General features: G+C 45.4%; 21 protein-coding genes. 11 read left to right on the forward strand and 10 right to left on the reverse strand.

The features are described 5' to 3' along the window. Positions 1–109: 109 nt before the first annotated feature. On the reverse strand, positions 110–1840 hold the full coding sequence (locus tag ABD894_RS17260) for a serine hydrolase domain-containing protein (protein WP_345212314.1): 1731 nt from the start codon (positions 1838–1840) through the stop codon (positions 110–112). A 59-nt stretch (positions 1841–1899) separates the two neighbouring features. Next, positions 1900–2703, reverse strand: coding sequence for a helix-turn-helix domain-containing protein (locus tag ABD894_RS17265; RefSeq protein WP_345212315.1), 804 nt, complete (start codon positions 2701–2703; stop codon positions 1900–1902). Positions 2704–2941: 238 nt separating this feature from the next. On the opposite strand from ABD894_RS17265, the gene ABD894_RS17270 reads away from it, so the two are divergent. The 3 genes from ABD894_RS17270 (at position 2942) to ABD894_RS17280 (ending at position 4502) form a co-directional block, all read left to right on the forward strand. Further along, positions 2942–3385 (forward strand): Hsp20/alpha crystallin family protein, encoded by a 444-nt coding sequence (locus tag ABD894_RS17270; protein ID WP_345212316.1) that lies wholly within the window; start codon positions 2942–2944, stop codon positions 3383–3385. Positions 3386–3458: 73 nt separating this feature from the next. Then, positions 3459–3755 (forward strand): hypothetical protein, encoded by a 297-nt coding sequence (locus ABD894_RS17275; RefSeq protein WP_345212317.1) that lies wholly within the window; start codon positions 3459–3461, stop codon positions 3753–3755. 330 nt (positions 3756–4085) lie between these two features. Further along, a complete protein-coding gene (locus tag ABD894_RS17280; protein WP_345212318.1) occupies positions 4086–4502 on the forward strand; it encodes a response regulator in 417 nt (138 codons plus the stop codon). Between the two features lie 77 nt (positions 4503–4579). Here ABD894_RS17280 and ABD894_RS17285 read toward each other — a convergent pair whose 3' ends face one another. Further along, positions 4580–6454 (reverse strand): glycoside hydrolase family 97 protein, encoded by a 1875-nt coding sequence (locus ABD894_RS17285; RefSeq protein WP_345212319.1) that lies wholly within the window; start codon positions 6452–6454, stop codon positions 4580–4582. Between the two features lie 122 nt (positions 6455–6576). Between ABD894_RS17285 and ABD894_RS17290 the strand changes: the two genes are divergently transcribed. Together ABD894_RS17290 and ABD894_RS17295 are read left to right on the forward strand one after the other, a co-directional pair. Beyond that, a complete protein-coding gene (locus ABD894_RS17290; protein ID WP_345212320.1) occupies positions 6577–6879 on the forward strand; it encodes a cyclic nucleotide-binding domain-containing protein in 303 nt (100 codons plus the stop codon). A gap of 334 nt (positions 6880–7213) precedes the next feature. Further along, the gene (locus ABD894_RS17295; RefSeq protein WP_345212321.1) at positions 7214–7681 is read left to right on the forward strand and encodes a DinB family protein; all 468 of its coding nucleotides are present in this window, start codon (positions 7214–7216) and stop codon (positions 7679–7681) included. A gap of 441 nt (positions 7682–8122) precedes the next feature. Here the strand turns inward: ABD894_RS17295 and ABD894_RS17300 are convergent, their stop codons facing one another. After that, the gene (locus ABD894_RS17300; RefSeq protein WP_345212322.1) at positions 8123–8395 is read right to left on the reverse strand and encodes a tyrosine-type recombinase/integrase; all 273 of its coding nucleotides are present in this window, start codon (positions 8393–8395) and stop codon (positions 8123–8125) included. 33 nt (positions 8396–8428) lie between these two features. After that, on the reverse strand, positions 8429–9172 hold the full coding sequence (locus tag ABD894_RS17305; protein ID WP_345212323.1) for a site-specific integrase: 744 nt from the start codon (positions 9170–9172) through the stop codon (positions 8429–8431). A gap of 66 nt (positions 9173–9238) precedes the next feature. Between ABD894_RS17305 and ABD894_RS17310 the strand changes: the two genes are divergently transcribed. The 6 genes from ABD894_RS17310 to ABD894_RS17335 all read left to right on the forward strand — a co-directional run bounded on the left by ABD894_RS17310 (position 9239) and on the right by ABD894_RS17335 (position 13606). Beyond that, the gene (locus ABD894_RS17310) at positions 9239–9814 is read left to right on the forward strand and encodes a TetR/AcrR family transcriptional regulator (RefSeq protein WP_345212324.1); all 576 of its coding nucleotides are present in this window, start codon (positions 9239–9241) and stop codon (positions 9812–9814) included. A 169-nt stretch (positions 9815–9983) separates the two neighbouring features. Further along, the gene (locus ABD894_RS17315) at positions 9984–10655 is read left to right on the forward strand and encodes a putative quinol monooxygenase (protein ID WP_345212325.1); all 672 of its coding nucleotides are present in this window, start codon (positions 9984–9986) and stop codon (positions 10653–10655) included. Positions 10656–10688: 33 nt separating this feature from the next. After that, positions 10689–11534, forward strand: a complete 846-nt coding sequence (locus ABD894_RS17320; protein ID WP_345212326.1) for an aldo/keto reductase — start codon at positions 10689–10691, stop codon at positions 11532–11534. 64 nt (positions 11535–11598) lie between these two features. Then, complete coding sequence (locus tag ABD894_RS17325) at positions 11599–12576, forward strand: aldo/keto reductase (protein ID WP_345212327.1); 978 nt, start codon at positions 11599–11601, stop codon at positions 12574–12576. A 76-nt stretch (positions 12577–12652) separates the two neighbouring features. Next, complete coding sequence (locus ABD894_RS17330; protein WP_345212328.1) at positions 12653–13237, forward strand: hypothetical protein; 585 nt, start codon at positions 12653–12655, stop codon at positions 13235–13237. Positions 13238–13246: 9 nt separating this feature from the next. Next, positions 13247–13606, forward strand: coding sequence for a hypothetical protein (locus ABD894_RS17335; RefSeq protein ID WP_345212329.1), 360 nt, complete (start codon positions 13247–13249; stop codon positions 13604–13606). Positions 13607–13837: 231 nt separating this feature from the next. On the opposite strand, the gene ABD894_RS17340 is transcribed toward ABD894_RS17335, so the two are convergent. The 5 genes from ABD894_RS17340 to ABD894_RS17360 all read right to left on the reverse strand — a co-directional run bounded on the left by ABD894_RS17340 (position 13838) and on the right by ABD894_RS17360 (position 18147). Next, positions 13838–14701, reverse strand: a complete 864-nt coding sequence (locus ABD894_RS17340; protein WP_345212330.1) for an SDR family oxidoreductase — start codon at positions 14699–14701, stop codon at positions 13838–13840. Between the two features lie 78 nt (positions 14702–14779). After that, positions 14780–15349, reverse strand: coding sequence for a Crp/Fnr family transcriptional regulator (locus ABD894_RS17345; protein ID WP_345212459.1), 570 nt, complete (start codon positions 15347–15349; stop codon positions 14780–14782). Positions 15350–15790: 441 nt separating this feature from the next. Then, a complete protein-coding gene (locus tag ABD894_RS17350; RefSeq protein ID WP_345212331.1) occupies positions 15791–16699 on the reverse strand; it encodes a helix-turn-helix domain-containing protein in 909 nt (302 codons plus the stop codon). Between the two features lie 25 nt (positions 16700–16724). Continuing rightward, on the reverse strand, positions 16725–17693 hold the full coding sequence (locus ABD894_RS17355) for a DUF6268 family outer membrane beta-barrel protein (RefSeq protein ID WP_345212332.1): 969 nt from the start codon (positions 17691–17693) through the stop codon (positions 16725–16727). A 100-nt stretch (positions 17694–17793) separates the two neighbouring features. Next, entirely contained in the window at positions 17794–18147 is a 354-nt protein-coding gene (locus ABD894_RS17360; RefSeq protein WP_345212333.1) for a hypothetical protein, read from the reverse strand. Between the last annotated feature and the right edge of the window lie 149 nt (positions 18148–18296).

The following is an 18296-nucleotide window of genomic DNA, read 5'->3' on the forward strand; positions in this document are numbered from 1 at the left end:
TTTGGGCAGATAAAACGTCTGGACGGACCTGCCGCCAATATGCCCGTTCATTCAGTACTTTGTTCAGGAAAAAAAAACTTTCTCCGCAAGAATTCCGCGCCGAATTCGATCAGTTGACCGGCAGCTTGCGGAAATACAGGTTTCGCATCCGGGGAAAAGTGAACCGGCAGCCGGAAATATGGCCTAGACTATCGCGGCTAAATTCAACAGTGCCGTCAAAGGCCCCGCTGAAGCGGTCTTTGCTTTCCGGTGTCAGTTTCATGTCGCTATTGTAACCGGGTTGGATGACCAGTTGTCCGTCGATGACCTTGAACCAGTAGCTTGTAGGTACTTCGTCGCTGTAAAATAAGCCGGTGTATTCCGAGAGTACAAGCTGGCTTTTATCAACTGGTTCCGGTGCCGGGGCGGTTTTCTGTGATGCGGCACTGACCAGCTTGCGGGCGGTGCTCGTTTTACCTTTGGAACTGAAATACAATTCGGCGATCTGGCGTGCGATAGGGCGGGAATTGACGTCATTATTGTTGGCCAGGTAGACGACCGCGATATCATCATCGGGGAAAATGCCGACATGGGCTTTAAAGCCGGCGACAGCGCCGGAATGCCCCAGCTCGAGGTGTCCCTGGTGATCAGCGATCATGAGACCGGAGCCAAAGGTCGTTAATGTGCCGTCATTCAGTTTTCCGGGCGAGGCCATTTTATGGATGATATCGGCATTGGTTTTGGGATGTAGTAAATGCTTGGCCCAAATGGCCATATCCCGGGCGGTCGAGATCACGCCGGTGCCGCCATAGAGGTCGCCCAGAACATATAGCTTTTTCGGGCCGTTCGCGGTCCGGTCGTAGGAAGCTGCGATGCCGGGCAGAAGCTGGCCTTGTTCGGTTTGGACAGCGCTGGACTGCATACCTAGCGGATCAAAAATATGCTGTTTGACAAATTGCGCGTAGGACTGTCCTGACAGGCGCTGTATGATCACTGCGAACAGTGTGCAACCCGTATTAGAATATAACACGTCTTCTCCAGGAACGAAATTCAGGTCATGCTGGCGGGCCAGCATTTTAAAGAACATTTCCCAGGTATCGATCTCGTATCGCGCCATACCCCGCAAGGTCGCATAATCCCGCAGACCACTGGTGTGCTGGGAAATTTGCCGGAGCGTTATCCGGTGGCCAAAATCGGGTAATTCAGGTATGTATTGTCGGATGTCGTCATCCATACTTAGTTTACCGGCTTTTTCCAGCAGGAACATGCAATAATTCGTAAAAGATTTGGTAATGGAACCGATCTGTTGCGGCGTGGTTGTGCGGAGCGGGATATGATGCTCCAGGTCAGCCATACCATAGGCTTTTTCAAAGACCAATTTACCGCCTTTGAGGACGGCGACCGCTGCGCCAGGGGATCGCGGATCGTCAAAAGCTGCCATGAGTTCATCAATCCGCCCTGCTGTATTTGCCGCTTTGGATCTGACCGTAGCTAAGGTAAGCTCATAATAGGGTCGATCTCCGCCGGTCCATTGGGCGGTGACGCTGATACGGTAGCTGGCTTTTTCGACAGAGATCAACGTTGCTTCTTCAGGACCGCTGTTTCCGTTGGCGCCGTCGAATTCTCCTATTGGCCTGCCTTTCTGATCATAGGTATTGACTTTGACATCCGCACCATGCTGCACGATACGGACTAAAGCGAACTGATTTTTTTCTAAATGGACCTGGTAAATATGTTGCTGCCCGGCCGCAATGGTCGCGGTGACTTTCTTGCCTTTGACCAGTATGCCTTTTTGCTCCTGTGCGTAAAGTGGTGTGCTTAACGATAGCAACACGAAAACTAACCTTTTAAATAAGCTCATAGTACCCATGATTTAGACAACGAAGATCGCTTTAGGCTACGCACTAAAATAGGATGAAATTAGCCGGTGGTCAAGGCGCGTAAACGTTTGGGTAAAAAACCGGTCTCGTCTTTTAAAGCACGGATGAAATGACACTGATCAAAGAAACCGCAGTGGTAAGCGACCTCGGTCAGCGAATAATTACCGTCTGACAGGAGGGCTAACGCCTTTTCCAGTTTGAGGCGGCGGCGGTATTCGCCCAGGTTACAGGCAAAATAGCGTCCGAAATGTTTGGAGATCGTTACCGGGTGTACCCCGGCGATATCCGACAACTCGCGCAGGCTGATCTCCCGGTCCCAGTTATCGTGCAGGAATTCGCGGACGATGTTGACCCATAACGGTGGACGGCTCGTCACGATCGCCTGCTGATCCTGCAGTAAACTAAGCGTGAGAAAATGGACCTGATCCTGAGAACCGGCATCCTGAAGATCCAGCTCACGGAGCAAACGTAACATGACCAGCCCAGCGCCCGGTGTGTTCGTCAGTGTTTCTAAATGATTCTCTTTAAGCTCGTACTGCTGCATAAAGGCCGGTTCTAGCTCCAGGTTGATATTTCTTCCGGTGCCCGGACCCATTTGGGTCTGGTGATATTCTCCGGCACGGATATAAGAGAACTTTTCGCTGTTGGTCAGTAAACCGTTCAGCCTTTTCCGGCCGACCAGCACGTCCCCGGTCAGGCTGTAACTTAAGTGGGCGTTCTCATGCGTATGCAGCGGAGAGCACAAGCGTTCAGCCCGGTAATCCGTCAGGGTGACCCGCAAGCCGCCTGCGGCGAACGAACTGCTCACCTGTCCCGAATACTCACCTTTCGCTAGCTTTAACATATCCAGGAAATATAGGTTTTTTTTGTCGCTTTAGCCAGATCCGTGATGAGTTCGTTGAGGATATGTGAATGAACGGTCAAGTGAAATTTTGACATTCCTGACATGAAAAAAAATCATTTTTTCTGATCTTTTTTCAGTCCACATCGGTGTTATGCGCACTGGCACATAGGTTGAAAGACGATCACCAGTTTAATTAATTATAAGTTTTGATCCTTATTAAATTAAGGAGGAAAGACCTATGACACTGGTTAAATTCAATTCTGACAAACGTCACAACGGTTCATTTTTGCCAGGCATTAATGACGTATTCGATTCGATCTTCAACGACACTTTTTTCAATGACCGCCTGACCAGCCGGGTCCCTGCGGCCAACATCAGCGAAACTGAGGACCACTTTCATGTGGAATTGGCGGCCCCGGGTCTGAAGAAAGAAGATCTTAAGCTGAACCTGGACCGCAATGTGCTGAACATTTCTGTTGAGCAAGGTGCGCAAAACAGCGATGAGCAAAAGAATTACAGCAAGCGCGAGTATAGCTACGCTTCCTGGGTGCGTTCGTTCACGCTACCTGAAAGCGCCAATGCCGAGAATATTGAAGCGAGCTACACCGACGGCGTATTGAAGATCGATATCGCTAAACGCGAGGAAGCTAAAATAGTGCGTCGTCAGATCGATATCAAGTAATTTTAAAGTGTATTAGTTCTATGAAGGGTTCTGCTTGCAGGACCCTTCTATTTACTACTTAAATTTTGAGGTTATGGAAGATCGCTTTTCTTTATTGCTTAGTTTAAAGACCGTGACGGGTTTCGACGTATTCGGTGAATTTGGTATAGGCGATGATCGGCTGGCGGCCAAAGCCCTGTTCGACAGTTTGGCGGGTAAGGAACCATTAAATGAGTTGGGCCTGTTGCATATCGATCTGATGGAAAAAGACGGTGCTTTGCCGGCCAAAGTCATGACCAAACGCTGTAGCCTCCAGGAACTGGCTGCTAACTGCAGTCTGATCACTCGCGAAGTTTTCCGCCAAAAAAATCTAAAGATCGATGATGAATAACAGGCTGGTTATGACAATGCTAACGATCGCTATGGTCGTGATCATCAGCACTTGGCAACTGACCGAACACGGATCCCCGGAATTGCTTAAGCAAGTGCTGGGTGTGATAACGGTCTGTTGGCTGGTCTATATACTGTTTCGCATGCCGCAGGATGATGATGACTGGGCCGGTCAATGTTAAATAAAAAAGCAGCCCTTAGGATCGCTTTTTATTTAACTATTTTCTGACCCACACCTATTTTGTGCTGTAGCTCCTCGATACGTTTCGAGGCCTCGGCCTTGGATCAGATCATCTGAAATTTATGGCGCAAAGATCGCTATATAAAGCACATGTCCGATACCCTTTCCCCAAGCCTGCTGGTCATAGACGATGACCCGTTGTATCATCTTATCCTGCAGCAAAAGCTGCGTGGCCATCAGGTTTATAAAAGCGTTGCTTACAGCCTCTCGGCGGAACCTGTGCTGGAAATGATCATTGAAGAGCGCCAGAATGCTGATCTTCTGCCGGATATCATTTTCCTGGACCTGGAAATGCCCGGTTTAAACGGCAGAAATTTCCTGCAACTGTTCAACGTCATTCACCGCTCATTAGAGAAATGGATCGATATCATCATTATTTCCTCCTCAACCGAGCAAGCGGACCGGTCCCTGAGCCGGAGCTATGCGTTCGTCAAAGGCTATTTTGATAAAGCAAGCGGGCTTGATATGGCGGTACATTTGCCGCAATTTATTCCCAAAAGCAGGTAATTTTTTCCTCATCGACCCAACTGACCATTCAATGTAGCGGTCTTTGACCGTGGTGACCTGAAAGATGACAATAAGCTTTAAAACTGTTTGATCATGATACATGCACCACCGCCGGGTGCAAGTTTGACAAGCAAAGTGTCGTCCTTACCTACCAGCCTTTTTGAGACCTTATAGCTTTCGGTAGGCATCCGGTAATCGGCATCTTCTCCATCCTGGATGATCACAGCCTCATATCGGCCTTTCTTTAAAAAAAACAGGGGTATAGCCAGCTCCCGGGAAAACTCATTGGTGGCTGCGCCAATGAGCCATGTTCTATCTGAAGCCTGCCGCGCCATGACAATGTATTCGCCGATCTCTCCTTTGATCGTTCTGCTTTCCAGCCAGGGCATTTTTTGAGCGGAAATAAATCGCAGGATCTCCGGGTGCTTTTGATAATGCTCGGGGATATCAGGTATGACCGTCACGCCGGAAAAAGTGATCAGGGTCCGGGCGGCCTCCGCGACCAGGGTCGTATTTGTCGCATAGGCCGGCGCATGGGTTCTTCCTTTCTGGCTCAGGTCCGCCAAGCCATTGTTCATATCCAGCGGGCCGGCGAGCATGTTCACGAATACGGAAGTAACGAAGGTTTTAGGCTCCAGTACGGTGGCACCATCCAGTTGTGCCTGGCAATACTCCCTTGTGACGGCATTCGGAAAGGTCCGCATCTGGCCGTAAGGATGTACCGGGCCATCATGAAAGTCGCATAGCAACCGGTTCTTTGCGCACAATTCGGTGATCATACGGGTGCGCACGTTCTTTTCCGCCGGGCTGCCTGACATGAAACCATATTTGATCCCGGCAGCACCCCAGTCACCATATTGTTTCAAGGTCTGCTCGATCGGGAACCTCCGGCCACCGACATCATTCAAATATAGCCAGATGCCGACATTCCGGGTCTTGCCATAGCTGATGATCTCGTGTACCTGGGCGACCTTACCACCTTTGAGCGGATCGGAATCTTTCCCGAATTCGGGGCCGTACCAATCGGCATCCAGCGCGAGGTACCGCATATTGTTGGCCGCGGCAAAGTCCACCATTCTTTTCCAGGAAGGGAGCGACATGTCGTATTTGAAACTATCGATCTGCGCACCGGCGATGCGCCAGTCCCAAACGGCAACGCCTGGCTTTACCCAGGAAAAGTCAAGGTCCTTTGAAGGTTCCGGGTTCAATAACTCCAGCAGATGCGAATCGACGAGGTCGCCGGGACGGGTACCATACATGATCACTTTCCACGAACTGCTGGGCTTTGAGGCGATCGTGAACAGGGTCTCGTTCTTTCTGGACCGTAAGACTAGCGGCTCCCCCCATGACAGATCAGCTTCATGAACAGCGAGATAACTGCTATCATCTGCCTTGACGGTCATCACCGGTAACCGTGTACCGTCACAGTCCGCTAATTTTTCCGGACCGATGTTAGCCCGTTCGCCGTTATAATACCAGGCGGTGTAGTTCCCTTTGAAATTGAATTGCGTGAGATCATTTATCGCTTTTTCTTTAGGGAACTCATATCTGAAAGCAACGCCGTCGTTGTAGGCTCTGGCGATGATCTTAAAAACTTTCATATCCAGGGTAAGTTCATTGTAGCGGTCGGGTACCGAAGCTCTTTTCCCCCATACCGGTGTCCAGACCGACCGCACGGAGCGGCGGGAAAAGTTGACCTTCGCAGCCTTGCCAAGACCGCTCAAACCCATTTCGGAGTTCGCTAATAACGTTTTTGAATGGGCCGAAAACGTATAATTTACCTCACCCTGCGGGCCGAGACCAAGTGTTAATTGTAGTGCTTTATCCGGCGACCTGAGCACCATTGTTGACTTGTCATCTCTAAAAGGAACAACGCGTGTTAGGTGCTTGCTTTCAGCGTTTAGTAGATGAGATATAAAGAGTAAAAAGATGATCAGCGATCTGATTTTCATAGCTAAATATAGTTCTTCACCAAACATACTTAAAAAGTGCCTCTTTGAAAGATATTCAGAATCAAGGGCAGGATAAAGTGAATGGCTGACCAATTACTGTTTCTTATCATTAGATTTGGGTGATGCAGGATCAGCTACAACAACTCAAGGCATTCATCAGCGCCATGTCACCCTTGCCGGATGATGATCTGTCACAATTCGCCGGCCTATGGAAACCGAGAAGTGCCAAACGTAAGGAGATCCTGACGGCCGCCGGTGAACGTGAAAAACATCTCTACTTTGTGCTAAGTGGCGTGCAGCGTGTCTATACTTTGATGAAAAAGGACGCTAAGCGACCCTGGTATTTACCTATGCGCCATCGTTCGGCGGCGTACTGGATGCGATGCTGGAAGACCGGCCTTCGAAATATTTTTATGAAACGCTGAGCCGGTCGGAATTTTTGTACGCCCCATTTTCAGAGATCAGGCTGCTGCAGAGCTCGAGTCGGGCGATAGACAACTTTATACAGGTTTCCCTGGCCGCTACGATCAGCGGGCTTTTACAAAGAATGGTGGAACTGCAATGCTTTAGTTCGGAGGAAAAATTCCGAACACTAATATCCCGTAGTCCTCATATCCTTCAGCAGATACCTCATAAATACCTGGCCAACTATTTAGGTATTGACGCAACCAATTTCAGCAAACTGATCAATAGAGCCATTATTTGATAATGATGGTAAATACCAACATTTATTCGCTTTTATGATCGCAATTTTGTCCTATGGATCATCAAAAAGAATTAGACCGGACCAGGTTCTTTGATCAGCTGCATGAACTGGCCGAACAACCTCTGCGCCAGGCCATATCGGTCTATCAAAACCTTTCGATCGATACGCTCGATCGGCCATCAGCTGATGGCGGTTGGAGCATGACGCAATGCCTGGAACATCTTAACACTTACCACCGGCACTATTTGCCATTGATCACTACAACTATAGCTAAAGACCCGGGGGGCTCATCAGTTAACGTCAAAAGAGGTTGGCTGGGTAATTATTTTATCAGGCTGATGGATCCTGATCACAAGGCGACCAAGTATAAAGCGATGACGAAGCATGTCCCGGCTGCCGGACTCCATGCTTCGGAGGTCATTGCAGAATTTATGGACCATCAGGAGCGCCTTAGTAAGTTTAAAAATGACATCTTAAAAAACTTCATATTATTCGGTAAATCATCTATATCGCAACGATGAGGTTTAGTCAGCTTTAGTTTTTAGCTCGATTTCGTCGTTACGAATATCCTTCGCCAGCATCTTTAACTGTTGCATAGACCATCAATAGGGGTTGCCGGCGGCGCTGAATGAAACCAAAAATCTAAGATTATCGATCTTAACTCTTGAAGAAATAATTAAATTCTATTCACTGTATTGGTTGTTGAAATATCTAATGATGGATAAAATAAACTTAATTCTTTTATAAAATTCGATAATATTGATGAGAATATAATTCTATTGATTCGAAGTAAATTATTCGGTTAACACTATAGTTAAAATATGATTTAAAGAATACAACTTGCTGAATGTAAGGGTGTAATACTAAGTCGACACGGTTCCGTCCAAAACGAGTTACCTTTCGCTCGCAGCCTCAACGATACTTCAATCAATAAATGCGGCCTCTTAGTCACTGCGCGTCTTTTAAGACTCCATATCTATTGATTTTCGTTTTAACACTGCCATATCCCGGCTAATCTTTTTTTCTTGAACTCTGGCATAGATCTGAGTTGTGGTAATTTTGGTATCCCCCAGCATCTTGCTAACGGTTTCAATAGGCACATCATTGCCTAATGTAACTGTTGTTGCAAATGTGTGCCGTGCAATATGTGTAGTCAAATTTTTATCGATCTCGCATAAATCAGCAATTTCTTTTAAATAAGCATTCATTTTCTGATTGCTCTTAATCGGCAGCAATTTGTTTGCAGCAATACAATGCTCGCTATTTTTTTATTTCTTTATAATGGCCAGTGCCTGGGGTAATAGTGGGACATTTGCAACAATCTCGGTTTTTGTTCGGTTTGTCTCTATCCAGTACTCATTATCATTTCTTTGATGGACATTTTCAGGCGTCAGCTTTTGGGCATCTACAAAAGCATAGCCGGTGTAACAACTGAAAAGAAAACAATCTCTGACTTCCTCTAATCGCTTTATTTTAAAGTCCTTTGATGTAAGCACCGACAGTTCTAGTTCTGATAAATGCGATCGCGCTATCTTACGGGTGGTACACTTGAACGCTAAGAATGGATTATGCGCTATCCATTTATTATTGACAGCAATTGATAGTATTCTTTTTAGCCGCTTGATGTAACTCATTGCGGTATTGTGCTCAATGCCTTCTTGTATCTTTAGGAATTTTTCGAATTGACTTATAAAAGTAAAATCAAGTTCTTCAAGCAATATGTCCGGCTTTTTGTACTTTGTTATTATAAACGCGCTTACCTTGCTTCTTATAGTCTTATATTTAGTTACTGTGGCCTTTACGTAGTCTCTCCCCACAAGGTTCTCGATCTCCTGATTATGTTCATCGAAAATCTCCAATAAGCTTTTACCAGTAATCTCAATTAGTGGTTGACCTGTAAATTTATTTTTGATTTCGTCCGCACTGACAATTTCACCTTTACGGTTGAACGCAGTGTAAATCTCGAATAATTCGTTGCTTACTTCAGTAATATACCTGTTAGTGATGCGCACTTCTTCACCTTTAAAAAAAACGAATTTAATTTGGAACGTTAGGTTTAATATAACTATCTTTGCTCCATGCCAAGAAACAAGGAATTTGATTACGATGAGAAGCTGGTGACGGCAAGGGACCTCTTTTGGAAGAAGGGTTATAATGCGACTACGATGAATGACCTGGTGGACACTTTGGCGATCAACCGGAGCAGTTTGTACCTGGCGTACGGCAATAAACATGAGCTTTTTATAAAGTCACTGGGCAATTACATCCAGCAAAAGGACAAGCAGTACAGCCATGCGGCAAAGAAAAGTAAAAAGCCTTTAGAGGCTATCCGTCATATTATCCTATCTGTGACCGTTTCAGCTATAAAGGATACCAACTGCCTGTTCACCAACTCCGTATTTGAACTGGCAACGACGGATACAGAAGTAAGTAGTATTCTAAGAAAGCAGACGCTTAAAGCCGTTGACCTGTTCGAGCAATTGTTGAACCAGGCTAAAGCAGATGGCTCACTTAAATCATCCAAAGAGCCACGCGCCCTTGCGCACTATTTAGTATCCGGTCTGGTCTCGATTTACAACACGCAGATTCTTTTTAACGATGCAGCGTTAACCAAACAGACAGCAGAAATTTTAATAGGCTCAATTAACAACTAATTTTTTTGCCTTATTTTGAAACGATAGGTTTAATATAATTATGAAAAAATACGCATATCAAAGCGCAATAGCATTGCACTCGGCTCCGTTCGTGAAACGCTTCATAGTATTTACTTCCCTCGCACTAATGGTGCTATCATGTACCCACAGTAACCAACAATCGCATCAGATGGAAAAAACGAAGATCCGAAACAATTATATAGAGACAGAAACCTTCCAGGAAATAGGTTTTTTCGGCGACGTTAAAAAAGAGCAATGGCCCAACTTCGTTCAAGCCGTACAAAATAACATCAGGTATTCGCGCCGGGAAGCGCGTAACATTTCCTTTAGTCTGTACCAGCCCGAAGACGGCAGGTTGCAGCCCATATGGTTTGAACGGTTTAAAGATAAGGCGGGACATAACTACCATAAAGAACAGGGCTATTTTAAAAATGCCATTAGTGTTATCCAGCAATCATTAAAAGGAGAAGCAAGATCTATTTCACTACTGCTGGTGGACAGGCTACGCGCCATAACGGCCAAGGCCGCTGACTACCCTAACAACTCCCGCCATGTCATCGTGCTATTCGATGTCAAACCAGGAAAGCGAGCAGCATTCATCGATGCCATGGCCGCAGCTGCATCATTCTCGCGCGGCGCGCACGGAAACCTCGAATTTAACCTCTATGCGTATGCAGATGATCCAAACAAGTTCGTCCTTATTGAAGGCTGGCAAACTGTGGCAGACCATGAGGTGCAGCTTAAGCAGGATCACATTAAACGGTTAAATAGCGCATTGGAAGGCTTATTCGCATCAAATCGTATGGAGACCCGCTGGATCGTGAAGGATATCTCTCAATAATACCTGAATAATTAAAAATTCATATATATCAATATGCAAACAATCAAATTAAATAACGGCATCGAGATGCCGATGGTAGGTCTGGGCGTTTTCCAGATACCTGACCTGAACGAATGTGAACAGACGGTACTAAGTGCCATAAAAGCAGGTTACCGACTGATTGATACGGCCTCTCTTTACCAAAATGAATCAGCCGTAGGCAATGCTATCATAAAAAGCGGCGTCCCCAGGAAAGAACTTTTCATTACCACCAAGCTTTGGGTGCAGGATGCCGGTTATGAGAAAACCAAAGTAGCGTTTCAAAAGTCGCTGGACGAGCTACAACTCGAATACGTCGACCTTTACCTTCTCCACCAGTCCATGGGCGATTACTACGGGTCATGGCGTGCGATGGAAGAATTATACAAGGAAGGCAAAATCAGAGCCATTGGGATCAGCAACTTTTTCCCCGACCGCTTGGTAGACCTGATCGCACATAATGAGATTGTCCCGGCCGTGAATCAGATTGAGATCAATCCATTTTATCAAAGGGCTACTGAGCATGAACTGTTGAAGAAGAAAAATATCGTCACGCAATCCTGGGCATCTTTCGCTGAAGGGAAAAATGAAATTTTCAGTAATGAGATATTGACCCGCATTGGCCAGAAGTACAGTAAATCAGTCCCGCAGGTTACCCTGCGCTGGCTCGTACAGCAAGGCATTTGTGTTATTCCCAAATCGGTGCGTGATGAACGTATGATCGAAAACTTTAATATTTGGGATTTCGAACTGAGCCAGGAAGATTTGAATGCGATCGCAACACTGGACACCGGCAAAAGCGTCTTCTTTGACCACCGTGATCCGGAAACCGCAGAATGGCTTACCAAACTGACCTTTTAAATAAGTTTTGCGACGCTAATATTAAAAAATGCAAACTTTACTATAACAATTATCAATTAAGAGCATGAAACATAGTAAACTGGGAGCACTTGAAGTTGGCCGTATCGGCCTGGGTGCCATGGGCATGTCTGCCTATTATACCATGGGTGAAGGCAACGAAGCGGAATCCATAAAGACCATTCATAGAGCGATTGAGCTGGGCGTGACCCTGATTGACACTGCCGAAGTATATGGGCCTTACACCAACGAAGAACTGGTCGGCAAAGCCCTGAAGGGCAAACGGGACCAGGTGGTAATGGCTACCAAATTCGGTGTAATCTCGCATCGCAATGGCGGCATTAACGCCATGGACAGCAATCCCGATAATATCCGCGTAGCCGTAGAGGGTTCACTCAGGCGCTTGCAGACTGATTATATCGATCTTTATTATCAGCATAGGGTTGACCCAAATACACCCATTGAAGACACAGTTGGTACGCTTTCCCAATTGGTCAAAGAGGGTAAGATACGGCATATAGGCCTTTCGGAGGCGGGTGCCGCTACCATTCAAAGGGCTCATGCAGTGCATCCCATTACAGCGCTGCAAAGTGAGTACTCATTGTGGGCACGTGATCCGGAGCGTGAAATATTGCCGTTGTTGCGCCAGCTTGGTATCGGCCTGGTGCCTTATTCGCCTTTGGGCCGTGGTTTCCTTACGGGTCAAATTAAATCTTTGGAACAGATTGCCGATGACGACTGGCGTAAAACCAATCCGCGTTTTAGTGCTGAGAACTTTTCAAAAAACTTGCAGATCGTGCGGGAAGTGGAAGCCATTGCTGACCAGCTGAATGCAAAGCCAGGCCAGGTCGCCCTTGCATGGCTACTGGCACAAGGTGATGATATCACGCCCATTCCGGGAACAAAGCGCACGGAACGCCTAGAAGAAAATGCGGGAGCTGACAACCTGGAACTTAGCCAAGCCCACATCGAAAAGCTAAATCAACTTGCACCTGCCGCTGGCCAGCGGTATGATGAAGCCAATATGAATTCGATAGAAAAATAGCCAGCCGCATGGCACTATGTAAGTTTTAACCGTCCTACGTATTTTATTAACTATGTAGCTATCAAAAAAATCGCTGATGATTAAAATGATTTATACACTGGCAAGCCTGATGATTTCCGGTACTTTATTGGCGCAGCATATAGATGGTGCTAAAATTCAGGACCAGTTCGGATTAACAGGGGATAGCATTTCGCTTCCTATTTCCATCATTAACACTTACCCATTTATTTCGGGGGAAATTAATGGCGTTAAGGGTAAACTGATGTTTGACACCGGCAATCAGAATGCCTTGGATATCAATAATAATATAATCCCGCTCTCCTTTCAAAAGGAGGTGGGTAACGGGCAGGTTGCGAGCGGTCAAAAGTTTAAAAAGTATATTAATGATACTATTGAGGAGGTAAAGCTGGTAAACGGGTTGCGTTTTCAGAACTTAAAACGAATCCCCAGTGCTAATTACGATTTTTTACAAAATAATATTACCCCCGATTGCATAGGATATATAGGCCATGATTTTTTCAAGGGATATCTTTTTAAACTGGATTACACCAAGCGGCAAATTACTTTTTACAAAAACACTTCGGAAAGAGAATCATCAAAAGATTTTCTGGTGGGAGAAAAAGTATTAGCTGTTTTACAGTTCGAAACAAGAAGGCTTTAAAATCATCCCATGATCAAAGTAAAAGTGGACAATGTTGAAATGCTCGCATCTTTTGATACGGGAGGTTCCTATGGAGGATTAGAAATTACCGTAAAGGATGCTCAAAAGCTTAAGAAAAAAAAACTGAAAGATTATGGTAAAGATGGCTACGATGATGAATTAGTTTCTTTATACAATGTGAGTATAGACCCTCAATTCACTATCGATCAAATAGGTATCTACAAAGAATCCGGGGATGACAACAGCCACGTCAGGAAGGCTCTGGGCATAACCGAGGACAATTTTTTGACTTTCGCTTACCGATTTTTGTCGGAATATAAAACGGTTTGGGATTACGAACATCAGAAAATATATGTTTTAGCATATTGACGAGATATAGGGAGTATACAGGGCCTCTCGTTGGATTATAGCATGTAATTAACTCTAACTATAAATTGATAATAACGCCTGGATTGCTTAGAGTAAATTTTATGAAGGATGATTATCAATTGGTGAAATTGACCGGCGCGTTTAGGTTGCCGAACCACTTTGATAAATAAAAGCGGCAATGGATATGAACCATTGCCGCCTTAACTGTCTGTAACAAGTCAATTGAATGTCTTATGCTAATAGTTCGCCCATACCAAACACCGTCAGGCCTTTACCGAATTGCTCACTTACAGCCCGGTTGGCCGCCTGGATATATTCCCCTGTTATCGGGTCCACAACGGTCCTTAACGGCCTTTTGCCTTTTTCGGCACCGATCAAACTCACGATGGCATCGGCAACATCCTGCGGGTTAGGGTTTTTAGCCTGCATCTCCGCAGTTAGGGCGGCTACCATTTTGTTGGGTATATCTGCAACTGCGCCGTACCCCTCAAAGACGCCCTGATCGGACGCGGGGTTGTTCTTTTGCTGCATTTCAGTAGGGAAAGCACCCGGCTCCACGATAGCCACATCTATGCCCAAACGTTTCACCTCGTAATGCAGGCCCTCACTAATCCCTTCCAGTGCAAACTTGGAGGCCGCATAAATGGTAGCGAACGGGAAGGATACGCGACCAAAGCCGCTGGTCACATTAATAATCAGTCCATCGGCCTGTTTGCGCATGTTGGGCAGCACCTGTTTGATCAGCCGCCAGGGGGCATAAACGTTGATATCAAAGGTAGTGTGCACATCGGCCGTGGTAAAGCTCTCGGCCACCCCAGTCATCGCGTAACCGGCGTTGTTCACCAGCACATCAATAGTGCCTTCTTTCGCTATAATGCGCTCAACCGCCTGCTTCACACTTTCGTCGTCAGTCAGCGTTACATCCAGAACCGTAACATTTGCTACAGCAGAAAGGGCCTGGGCTTTTTCCAAATTCTTACCCTGGGTATCTCTCATGGTAGCGTAAACCTGGTGGCCTAATGCAGCAACGCTATGCGCGGTCAGCCAGCCGAAGCCACTATTTGTTCCTGTTATCAAAACTACTTTTTTGCTCATTTTCTTGTTTTTTAAAATAATGATGCAAAGTTTGGTAACTATAAAATGAAACCATTTACCATTTGGTAAAAAGCCCCCTTAACGGATATTTTTTCTTATCCGGCTCAGTGACTGTTGGGTTATCCCAAGGTAGGACGCAATATGGGAAAGTGGGACGCGGTTGAGAAGACCGGGAAACTGTCCGATAAACGATAAATACCGGGTGGTGGCATCTTCCGAGACCAATGGGCTTCGTCGCTCAATTGTTTTTAACAGGCAATTCTTTAAGATCAGGTGCTCAATATCTTTCCAGCCCAAAACGGTATTGCCCATTTCGTCCCAGTCTTTCTTGGAAAAAACAAGGAATTGACAATGGGTAACTGCCTGAATGTACTCGGAGGCTACCATTTGTGCCTCAAACCGTTGCTGGTCAGATACAAAATTGTTCTCGTCTATAAATGAATGCGTAATCTCTTCGCCTTTATTGTTATAGTAACAGAAGCGGACAACCCCTTCAAGAAGAAATCCGACGTACCTTGGTATCTTTCCGGCTTCCGAAAAATATTCCTCCTTAGGAAGTTCCAGCGTTTTCGCTTTGCTTAAAATGAAGTCCGTTTGCTGTTTATTGAGATTTCCGAACTGTAGGATGTAATTGATAAAAGCTTCCATAGGCCAAATTTCAGGTTTATTGAGGGCATTGCATTTACCATTTGGTAAAAAAACAGCTATCATGACTTTTATAACTGCAAATTACAAAATTCCATCGTGCCATGCCTCTGGTTTGCCGCATCAGGGATTGCAGCGGGTATCCTTTTCTTGAAAAGAAAGATAATAGCGGAAAGCCCGGCCAAAGGGATGCCATTTAGTTATACTATCTTGATGTCGTCCAGAATATCGTTAAAGTTATCGTCCAAGATTGTCCTGATAGGAAATGGGGTGTTTCGTAAAGTGGTGATACAAGGTAAGTCTGTTTCAATTTATCCGGCCGTCCCTAAACCAATTATGGTCTTTTGTTGGGCAATCTAAGTGACGGCGTTGGATAGGTAGAGGTGCCCGGCATTAACTCATGATCCAAACCTCTTACAACCATACCTGTAATTTATAATCACATCAGTTGAAGGACTGCCTGAAATCCAAAGGGCTTTGATTGGTCTTGCTTTTAAATAGCTTGCTAAAGGATTGAGGGTGTTCGAATCCAAGCTGGTATGCGATCTCACTAACCGTCAAATCGGAGGTAGAAAGCTTTTCTTTCGCTTTTTCTATTAATTTTTCATGAATTAACTGCTGCGTGGTCTGGCCCGTAAGCTGTTTTAGCACACTGCTTAAATACTTTGATGAGATATTCAGCATATAAGCAATATCGAGAACGCTTGGCAATCCCTTAGTGAGCAGGTCTTCACTATTGATGCAGTCTGAGAGTACGTCCTCAAGGCGGGTGAGTATTTTATGGTTCGTTATTTTGCGGGTAATGAACTGGCGCTGGTAAAAGCGTTCGGCGTAGTTCAGCAGCGTTTCAAGGTGTGAGATAATAATATCCTGGCTAAACTTATCAATATTGGAGCTATACTCTATCTGGATGTTGTCAACAATGCCGTTGATGATCGCTTCTTCCCTGTCGGAAAGAAATAAAGCCTCACAGGTGTTGTAGTCAAAATATTCGTACTTCTTAATTTTTTTTGCCAATGGTGTATTCCACAAGAAGTCAGGATGGATGAACAACATCCAACCGATTAAATCGTGTGGCACGCCGTCGTCTTCGCCGCGCAGTATTTGCCCCGGGGCAAGGAAAGCCATCACACCTTCATCAAAATCATATTTCTGTTGGCCATAAAAAAGTTTATCACAGCCACGCTTCATAGATATCACGTAAAAATCAAATATGACCGCAGTAATATCGGTCCTGTTCTCTAAACCTTCAAGATTTATAATACTGACGAGCGGGTGTTGCGGTTTATCATAGCCCCCAAGCCTGTGCAACTCGGTTATGGTTTTTATCCTGTGTAATTCTTTATTTTTCATTGCGTACATTTATTAATCGCATGGCTTACTTGCCTTTTGAAAACGGGTTGAATGAGATACCCACACTTGCATACGGTGCCGGATCCGCTTTGACCGACCAGGTGTAATCTGAAAAAGTCCTGTCTTTTTCAAAAATACGAACAAATGGCGCAGCTCTGTACCCGGCAGACATCGTAAGCATAAGATGGGCCGGTAGCAAATGTTCGTAGACCAACCCTGCATTAGCATCTACCTGGCTGTACTGGTAGGTTTTATTGGTTCCATTAAAATCATGAAGGAAAAATGTTTGCTGATCAAAGTCGAAACCTGCTGACAGCCTGCCATTTTTTGAAATACCTGTCCGCAAATAGGCATATCGGGGAAGCATCAGGTCTAAGGTAGTCCTGCTGCTAAGTTTGTTGTTGTATAAAAAGATGGGCATGACCGGTACCAATGCGGCAGGGTCTGCGGTTGCCAGCAAACCAACACTCATTCTTGTTTTTTCATCCGCTTTAAGGACGAGGATACCGGAAGCCATTCCACGTACCCGTTCTATACTTTTGTCGCCCCCATCCAGGAATACGCTCGTAGAATATACTGCTGTTATCCCAAATAACCTGGAAAAGTAATTGAAAGTCAGGCCTTCTGTATGGTAATGGTGGTCGCCCTGAAAACTTTCCAGTGAATTGACTCCTTGTCGCAATGAAAAGTCTTCTTCAACAGATAGGTAGCGGTACATTCCGGTAGCCTGTAATTGCCAGCGGCGTTTGTTTACCAGGTCAATATTGGTACCAATGCTTAAAACAGACCAATTTGTGATTTTTCCATCCTGCTGGTCATTTTGGTCCTTAAGCGCAGGCGTAAAATTGTAGTTGCCGAATTGTTTGTAGTCGACCTTTAAAAAGGGCCGGTCTGTAAATTCAGCTGAACGGTTTTGAGGCGTTTGCTTTTGAATGGTATCCAACGTGTCGTTTTGACCTTGTGCGCTTGCAAGTAAGGGGAAGAATAAACCCATTATCACGATTATGCTTTTCAAACTACGAAGGGCTGTTTGCGTGAGTTGTCCGGCCGGTAACATCTTATATATGAACATTATTGTTTGATTGATTTTGAAGTTATTTTATAAAAGGATACTTTATCCAGATCAAGATCAGGGGAATTGCTAAAAATGGAATCTCTATCAATGCCATTTTATAATTTCCGGCATGCAGGGCAAGTGCCATAATGAACACAACCGATAAGGCATTGAGCAGGTTGCCGCTGAAAAATGTCTTGGGTATCAGCAGCAGCAATCCAACCAATACAGCACAGATGCCAAATACAGGCATCGTCCATTCCGCCAAACCCAACTGGGACATCATCTTTAATGATTCAGGGTTCTTCTTATAAGTATATGAATTCCACCCGTGACTAAAACTTAAGCCTACAGAAACGATCAGTAAGACCAGGGAAATGACGTTCTTGATCATCTTAGTTAAGGACGTAATTTTGTAATACGTAACCCCCGATCAACCCAATTGGAGTGCCCAGGATCGCATTGATCAGCGCGGTCCGCGCCTTTTTAGGAAATGCTCTACTAAACCTGTAATACAGGTAAAATCCTACCGGCGGCAATGCG

It is taken from the genome of Mucilaginibacter gynuensis, from assembly GCF_039541195.1.
GTDB classification, from domain to species: Bacteria; Bacteroidota; Bacteroidia; order Sphingobacteriales; family Sphingobacteriaceae; genus Mucilaginibacter; species Mucilaginibacter gynuensis.

Bases quoted from the DNA above. Each gene is read 5' to 3' on its own strand.
- ABD894_RS17260 (WP_345212314.1), bottom strand. From the start codon at position 1,840: ATGAGCTTATTTAAAAGGTTAGTTTTCGTGTTGCTATCGTTAAGCACA.
- ABD894_RS17265 (WP_345212315.1), bottom strand. From the start codon at position 2,703: ATGTTAAAGCTAGCGAAAGGTGAGTATTCGGGACAGGTGAGCAGTTCG.
- ABD894_RS17270 (WP_345212316.1), top strand. From the start codon at position 2,942: ATGACACTGGTTAAATTCAATTCTGACAAACGTCACAACGGTTCATTT.
- ABD894_RS17275 (WP_345212317.1), top strand. From the start codon at position 3,459: ATGGAAGATCGCTTTTCTTTATTGCTTAGTTTAAAGACCGTGACGGGT.
- ABD894_RS17280 (WP_345212318.1), top strand. From the start codon at position 4,086: ATGTCCGATACCCTTTCCCCAAGCCTGCTGGTCATAGACGATGACCCG.
- ABD894_RS17285 (WP_345212319.1), bottom strand. From the start codon at position 6,454: ATGAAAATCAGATCGCTGATCATCTTTTTACTCTTTATATCTCATCTA.
- ABD894_RS17290 (WP_345212320.1), top strand. From the start codon at position 6,577: ATGCAGGATCAGCTACAACAACTCAAGGCATTCATCAGCGCCATGTCA.
- ABD894_RS17295 (WP_345212321.1), top strand. From the start codon at position 7,214: ATGGATCATCAAAAAGAATTAGACCGGACCAGGTTCTTTGATCAGCTG.
- ABD894_RS17310 (WP_345212324.1), top strand. From the start codon at position 9,239: ATGCCAAGAAACAAGGAATTTGATTACGATGAGAAGCTGGTGACGGCA.
- ABD894_RS17315 (WP_345212325.1), top strand. From the start codon at position 9,984: ATGGAAAAAACGAAGATCCGAAACAATTATATAGAGACAGAAACCTTC.
- ABD894_RS17320 (WP_345212326.1), top strand. From the start codon at position 10,689: ATGCAAACAATCAAATTAAATAACGGCATCGAGATGCCGATGGTAGGT.
- ABD894_RS17325 (WP_345212327.1), top strand. From the start codon at position 11,599: ATGAAACATAGTAAACTGGGAGCACTTGAAGTTGGCCGTATCGGCCTG.
- ABD894_RS17330 (WP_345212328.1), top strand. From the start codon at position 12,653: ATGATTAAAATGATTTATACACTGGCAAGCCTGATGATTTCCGGTACT.
- ABD894_RS17335 (WP_345212329.1), top strand. From the start codon at position 13,247: ATGATCAAAGTAAAAGTGGACAATGTTGAAATGCTCGCATCTTTTGAT.
- ABD894_RS17340 (WP_345212330.1), bottom strand. From the start codon at position 14,701: ATGAGCAAAAAAGTAGTTTTGATAACAGGAACAAATAGTGGCTTCGGC.
- ABD894_RS17345 (WP_345212459.1), bottom strand. From the start codon at position 15,349: ATGGAAGCTTTTATCAATTACATCCTACAGTTCGGAAATCTCAATAAA.
- ABD894_RS17350 (WP_345212331.1), bottom strand. From the start codon at position 16,699: ATGAAAAATAAAGAATTACACAGGATAAAAACCATAACCGAGTTGCAC.
- ABD894_RS17355 (WP_345212332.1), bottom strand. From the start codon at position 17,693: ATGGGTTTATTCTTCCCCTTACTTGCAAGCGCACAAGGTCAAAACGAC.
- ABD894_RS17360 (WP_345212333.1), bottom strand. From the start codon at position 18,147: ATGATCAAGAACGTCATTTCCCTGGTCTTACTGATCGTTTCTGTAGGC.